This window comes from Tateyamaria sp. ANG-S1 (genome assembly GCF_000814025.1).
In the GTDB taxonomy this organism is placed as follows: domain Bacteria; phylum Pseudomonadota; class Alphaproteobacteria; order Rhodobacterales; family Rhodobacteraceae; genus Tateyamaria.
This window is the reverse complement of the sequence record NZ_JWLL01000007.1, coordinates 21,039-27,804: the sequence shown is the minus strand read 5'-3', so window position 1 is coordinate 27,804 and position 6,766 is coordinate 21,039. Positions and strand designations below refer to the sequence as shown.

Here is a 6,766-nt window from a genome sequence, read left to right as displayed (position 1 = left end):
GCAGTTGGAGGATGCAGGGCCTGGGAGCGGCGTAGCGAGTGAGAGTGACGGTTGTTTGGTGAGGGCGATAGTGGGTAAATCGTGAGACGGTTTGGGTGCTGGGCACACAGGTCTTTTATAACTGCATTTGGTGCCTGCCTCTCCTTCATCAGCTCCTAAGCCTTCCAATCGCCGGGGCTTTGACTTCCAATTGACAGGCGTTTGGTTCCCAATTACCGAAGGCTAAGCTTTCAATCAGTCGGCTCCGTACACCATGTTCAAAAGACTTCTCGAACCTCGCTTGCGTGAAGCGCTGACTGACACCCCTGTTGTGCTGGTCGTGGGACCAAGGCGTGCAGGCAAAACAACGCTCGTGCAAAATGTGGGTGGCGGCGATCGAACCTACATCACGCTGGATGACCAAACGGTACTCGAAGCTGCTGTAGCGGATCCTGCCGGGTTTGTACGAGGTCTGGACACTGTCACGATTGACGAGGTGCAAAGGGCACCTGAGCTTCTATTGGCGATCAAGAAGTCAATTGATGAAGACTACCGGCCCGGACGGTTTCTGCTGACAGGTTCCGCCAATGTTTTGACGTTGCCGAAGGTCGCGGATAGTCTCGCAGGGCGGATCGAAACCCTGAACATGCTACCGCTTGCCCGTTCCGAGATAGAAGGTGTCGAGGCAACCTTCTTAGATCAGCTTTTCGGAGGACAGCTGCGATCTGCAAAGAATCCTCCCCTCGGCAACGACCTCCTGCAGATCATTCTACAGGGTGGCTTTCCCGAAGCACTGTCACGTGTGAACGAACGACGCAGGCAAGATTGGGTACGCTCATATTTAACGTCGGTACTTACTCGAGACCTCAGGGATATTGCGGATGTTGAAAAGCTGACGGAGCTGCCGAAGTTCGTGCGATTTCTCGCGGAGTATTCAGGCCAGTTGGCCAACTATTCCCAGTTCGGCTCGAGCATCAATGTGAGCCACAAAACAAGCCAGCGCTATGTTGGTTTGCTTGAGCAAGTGTTTTTGGTTTCCACGTTACAGCCCTGGTACACCAACGCGATTAAACGGATCACGAAGACAGCTAAGCTGCATTTTCTGGATACGGCTGTTCTTGCCACGACACGTGGTCTGACATTTGACCGGGTGCAAAAGAACCGCGGTCTGGTTGGAGCACTGCTCGAGAGTTTTGTGTTTTCGGAAGTCATGAAGCTTATGACTGGGACGGACATGCGTCTGACACCCTACCACTATCGCGATCAGGAGATGCGGGAGGTAGATATCGTTCTTGAACGGGACGATGGGATGATCGCTGGCCTTGAGATCAAAGCATCCGCGACTGTGCGTTCTGCAGATTTCGGCGGCCTGAAGACGCTTGCCGATGTTTGCGGTGATCGCTTTGCATTTGGAGCAGTCTTGTACGATGGCCTAGATGTGGTTCCTTTTGGAGAGCGCCTTGCAGCTGTTCCAATTTCTAGCCTCTGGACGTCTTCTTTGGCCTAAGCCTCCGCTCTACCGAACATGATCTCGATCCGGTTGCGGCGTTTGTATCGACGCTTGTCGTATTGGACGGCTTTCTTGCGCTGCTTTCGGCCAGGGATGCGGGCGCGTATCCCTTTGTCGTGCAACGCTTCTCGGAACCAGTCGGCGTCATAGCCGCGAACATATGCGTCCGCCGTCCTCATAACCTGTTACTGGGCTCTCATTTCTGTTGAGATATCAAAGGCGAGTGTACCCACCGGCAAAGCAAAGCTAAATGGTGCTGTATCGATTTCAGCGGTGGCGTGGAAACCCAGCCATTCGCGTTTGTAGTAATCAATAAACTGTGCAGCAGGATGCGCGCCCTTGAGCAGCCTTATCTGACTGGTCCAAATTGATTGTTAGTGCATGATTGGCCTGTTTTCCATCGGGATGATGGTTTCCGGGGCTGGCGGGCGATAGCCCAACGCACTGTGGGGTCTCTTCGTGTTGTAGTGCTTTCTCCATTGTTCGATCAGGATCTGAGCCTCGCGCAGGCTGTAGAAGATTTCGCCATTAAGTAGTTCATCTCGCATCCGCTCGTTGAAGCTTTCGCAATATCCATTCTCCCAGGGTGATCCTGGTTCGATGTAGGCGGTCTTCGCTCCGACGGCAGCGATCCAGTCCCGGACTGCCTGCGCAACAAACTCAGGGCCATTGTCCGAGCGGATGAAGGCGGGAGCGCCACGCAGGATGAACAGGTCTGTCAGAACATCAATTACGTCTGTGGAATTCAGCTTGCGCTTCACCTTGATCGTCACGTTGCCCGGCAGGCGATTTGGCAAAGCCAAATCTGCCGAGAGGGGGACATTCCCGGCTGTGCTCATCAATGATGTTCAGCGTCCGGAAGACCTTTCCGTCATCTGTCCGGCAGTGCACGAAGTTGTAGCTCCAGACATGGTTCCGATACTCAGGCCTCAGCCGGACACATGATCCGTCATTCAGCCAGAGCCGCCCTTTCTTCGGTTGTTTTGCTGGAACCTTCAGCCCCTCTCGCCGCCATTCGACCATTGCCCTAGGACCAATGGCGGACAAGGTCTCGTCGTTCGACACGGCCATCACTTACCGACCAACCTGCCTCTCTGAGCAAAGCAGCGATCCGACGATAGCCGTAGCGGCCAAACTGTCTGGCCAGTTCGATCATATCGGCAACCAAACGATCCTCATCTGCAGGGCCTTTCGGGATTTGCCTTTGAGTGGAGCGATGCTGCCCAAGAACCCGACAGGCCCTGCGTTCCGAGACCTTGAACTGGCTTCGAACATGATCGATGCAAGCGCGACGGCAAACGGGGCTTAGAAGTTTCCCCGAGCTGCTTCCTTAAGGATCAATTTACCCAAAGTCAGATCAGATACAGCTCTTCTCAGTTGCTCGTTTTCCTTCTGCAGCCGTTTCAGTTCCTTCAATTGATCTACGCCCATTCCGCCATACTGCTTGCGCCAGCGGTAATAGGTCTGTTCAACAACGCCGACCTGCCTGATCGCATTAAGACGGGACATTCCTTGACCGATCAGAACTTCAACCTGCCGTAACTTCGAGATAATCTCTTCCGGCTTGGGTCGCTTGTTTGCCATTCTCCGTCCTCCGTTTCCTAAACATAGCGGTGGACCACTTCAGTTGGGGAGGCTCAAAGCATCGCGCATCTTTCTAGAAGACGTGCATTTTGTCGATCTTCGTTGAACTCGTTCTCAACCTTTTGCCGCGCTGTCCTTGTCATCGTGGCAACGTTCTGCGGGGCCTGAACAAGCGAAAGGATATTGGCGCAGAGCCCGTCCACATCCTTCTCGTCTGAAAGCAAGCCGGTTTCGCCATGGGAAACAAGTTCAGGAATTCCAGAATGGCGGGTCGCGCAGACCGGCGTACCAAGCGCCATCGCTTCCATCAGGGTAACAGGGATGCCTTCCTGATCGCCGTCATCTGCCGTTACACTCGGCGCTACCAACGCGTCGGCCTTTGACATGCGTAGTAACACCTCGTCATGGGACAGTTGTCCAATAAAGCTGATGCGCGACCCGAGCCCCAAACGCGCAACCTGTGCTTTCAGTGTCTCTGCCAGGGGGCCATCGCCGCCTATATCATAGTGCCAGTATATTTCAGGATGACGGTCCCGCAAAAGGGCGAACGTATCGATTGCAACATCAAGCCCCTTCTTTTCAACCAGCCTGCAAACACTCAGAAAACTCATAGTGCTCGTCCGCTTGGGCAGCGAGAATTGATAGCGTGAAACCGGGATGCCGAGGTGATGCCGTTCGACGCGTTCGGCAGGTGCTCCACAAGAGATCAGCTGTTGCGCAAAAGGTGTGTTGACCGTCAGATGAAGGTCGCCTTCGGCAAAGAGGTCCTGGTAGCGTGCCATGCGGTCTCGGCGGAGCTCGACACTGACATCACGACCGTGAAAGACGGTCACCAGTGGCGGTCGCGGGTGCCAACCGCGCTGTGCCCTTGCTGCTGCTGCCCCCCGATACCCGAAGTGGGCGATGACGACATCGGCGTCGATCTGGCGGCGCCAAGCATCCCGATCCAGTCGCGCCACGAGCCGATCACGAAGCGCGGTCGGGAGAAGCGCCAGAGAACTTGCCTTTGGCGGCGGCCAGATCACGACACGCACTTGGCGCAGGAGTTTCTGATCTTCGGGAGATAAGAGGGTTTCTTCTTCAATCGTTTTGCAAAGCACGGTGACATCATGCCCATTGCGCACAGCATGAAGCACCTGCGAGGTGACGAACGTCTGCGACAGTGCCGGAAAATTCGAAACGCAGAAGCTGATCCTCAAGACAAAGCTCCGTATCCGACCGCACGATCCGGGATCGGTCGTTGCGGCATGGCAGTCTCGAGTGTCTGGATGAATGTCCTATACTGCTGCTCGAAATCCAGTTCGGGTCGGCGCGCATAGGTCACCGCCCGTTCGGACAGTGTTGTGTAGGCGTTCGCATCGGACCAGAGTTCTTGAAGCGCTGATACCCAATCTTCAATCGGTGCATCATGTGGCAAGACTACACCACCCGGCCCTATCGCCTGGGGCAGACCGCCCCGGTCAGAGCCGATCACGGGAATGCCGCTGCAATGTGCCTCGGAGGCAACTCGACCCCAGGCCTCTTCCCACTGGCTTGGCGCAAGAAGGATCTTTGTTCGCCCGTAGACTTTGGACATATCGGAGGTTCGGCGCATGAATGTGACGTTCGGAAGAGCGTCGATTTCAGTCATGATTTGTTTGAACTGCTCATCCCAGAGCGTCCAGGCTTCCACGAACAGGAAGGGGATGTCGGGGCAAGCGCGGGCCATGTCCCGCGCTATCTCGTAGCCCTTCTTGGGGTGGATATTGATCAGTGTCACAAACTCGCGCGTGGTATCGCAGCGATACTTCCCAAAATCTATGGTCGGGGTGATCACCGTGCAGTCAATGCCGTAGGCGTCGCGATATGACCGCGCTGTGAAATTGGAATTGGCGATGAAACGCGCGCCTGGAATGGTGCTGACATCTCCGTCGTTCTCGTCGAATTCTACGTTCCGCAGGTAAAGAACGACGGGTATGCTCAAGGCTGCAAAAGCGTGACCAAGTGCCGCCGACCGCCGGGTCTGGATCACCACGACATCGGGCATGAACCTAGCGACGGCGGCTTCGATCCGCACTGGATCCAATGGCTCCCATGTGCGCATGACTTCGTAGCCTTGCGTCCGGTCGACGCTGAACGGGCGACCTGTGATTTTCCGCTGAACCTTCATGCGGAACCCGAACACGCCGCGACCAGAAAACCCGCAATAGACAGCGGCGGTGTGGCCGTTGGCCATGCTCTGTCGAATGAGGTGATCGGTGCTGTTCTGTGTGCCACCGCTGGCTTCCGGCAGCCATCCGTTTCCACCAGCAAAGAGAATACGCATGACAACTCCTATGTTGTGCGGGTCGCGACCACCCGTGGATGGCAAATGCGGCGCGGTCTGTCGCAGTCTTTCCAAGTCATCCCGGACCCACCCCGCGTTCGGCGACCGCGTGTTTAAGCGCTGCGCCAGCGGATTTGGCGGATGCCTTGAGCCGCGGAGCGGCCTCTTCCTGTTTGGTCGCGACCTCGTCAAGGGAGTCGAGCCAGTTCAGCACCCGATTGGTAAAGGGCACCGGCTCAATCTCTCCGATTGGGGTCACGAGTTCCGACAAACCTAGTTCTTCGAAGGTCTCCTCGAATTTCGGCTCGTACGATATCGGCAGGACCGGTGTGTTCGCGCAAATCGACAGAATTGCCATATGCAGCCTGCAGGCAATAAGGCCGTCAAAGGTCTGCAAGATCTGGATCAACTCTTGTGGCGTATGAAAATCGCGGTTCACGCTGACATGGGCGGCAACATCTGGTGGTAGCTCGGCAACGAATTCTGCGGCAATCGCGGAATCGTCCGTCCAGTATTCCGGGATACCCTGGCAGGTCGATATAAAGGTGATTTCGGCCCCCTTGTCACGAACCAAGGCGGTAACAGCCGCAAGAGTGGACTGCTTGAACTGCGCAGCACCAGTCTCGGTGTCGCGAGCGCCGTAGAACTTGAGCTTGCGAACCGCCAAGGCGATGCGCAGACGATCATCTTTTTTGCGGCCGCAACGCTCGCGTCGCTCTGCTGTAGACGTCGGGCCGGATGTCCAAAGGGCAAAAACGGAGTCGCTTACCTTTGTGACATGATCCGAACGCCCGAGTAGGGCATGTACATGTGCTTTTGATGTGTCGTGACGCACAAGGATCAGTTCCATCTTGTCCAATTGCGGCGCCAGATGCCGTGATCGAAAGTCATCGGCAAAAGCCTCGAAGGACTGGGTGAATGCGGCGACCGGTTTGGCCAGTTGGAAATCCTTGTGAAATTCCACAATACGTCGACTGTAATCATATTTGCTGAGCAGATAGGTGCCGCCGGTGGTAAGAACGAAGTCGGCCTCGAGATAGGGTTGGATGGCGCGCATCACGGGTGTCGGCAGCGGCAATCCCACTGACGTCAGGATCCGCGTCAGGATCACGGACGCCGACATGTAGAGCTTTCGCACGACAAGATAGCGTCGGTACTTCCCAAACAGTTTGGCCACGAGTCGAATGGACGGGGCGCGGTCCATTAGGAAAGATGGCAACGGGATAAAGTCGATGTCCGGATAGTAGCGCGCGATGCTTGGCATCCCGGAGTCGGCAAACTTAAGCTTGGCATCCGGGAAGCTCTCGGTCACGATTTCGCGTAGGGCAATGCCGATCGCACTGTCGCCACCGTTCATAAAAACACAGTTCTCGATGATGATACGCATG

4 protein-coding genes and 2 pseudogenes are annotated in these 6,766 nt (G+C 55.7%); 1 reads left to right on the top strand and 5 read right to left on the bottom strand.

Features of this window, described 5'->3' with window-relative positions; genetic code table 11:
• The first annotated feature begins 253 nt into the window (after window positions 1-253).
• Window positions 254-1,486 carry an ATP-binding protein gene (locus RA29_RS16475; RefSeq protein WP_039688008.1) on the top strand — a complete coding sequence of 411 codons (1,233 nt, stop codon included), beginning with the start codon at window positions 254-256 and terminating at the stop codon, window positions 1,484-1,486.
• 8 nt (window positions 1,487-1,494) lie between these two features.
• On the opposite strand, the pseudogene RA29_RS16470 reads toward RA29_RS16475, so the two are convergent.
• From RA29_RS16470 to RA29_RS16445, 5 genes and pseudogenes are all read right to left on the bottom strand, one after another.
• Window positions 1,495-1,644 (bottom strand): annotated as a pseudogene (locus RA29_RS16470) (transposase); the annotation flags it as partial.
• A 219-nt stretch (window positions 1,645-1,863) separates the two neighbouring features.
• A pseudogene (locus tag RA29_RS16465) lies at window positions 1,864-3,073 on the bottom strand (IS3 family transposase).
• Between the two features lie 53 nt (window positions 3,074-3,126).
• Window positions 3,127-4,272: a glycosyltransferase gene (locus RA29_RS16455; RefSeq protein ID WP_039688004.1), complete on the bottom strand. Its 1,146-nt coding sequence runs from the start codon at window positions 4,270-4,272 to the stop codon at window positions 3,127-3,129.
• Entirely contained in the window at window positions 4,269-5,378 is a 1,110-nt protein-coding gene (locus RA29_RS16450; protein ID WP_039688002.1) for a glycosyltransferase, read from the bottom strand. The genes RA29_RS16455 and RA29_RS16450 overlap by 4 nt, the downstream gene beginning before the upstream one ends.
• 76 nt (window positions 5,379-5,454) lie before the next feature.
• Entirely contained in the window at window positions 5,455-6,765 is a 1,311-nt protein-coding gene (locus RA29_RS16445) for a polysaccharide pyruvyl transferase family protein (RefSeq protein WP_039688000.1), read from the bottom strand.
• Window position 6,766: the final 1 nt, after the last annotated feature.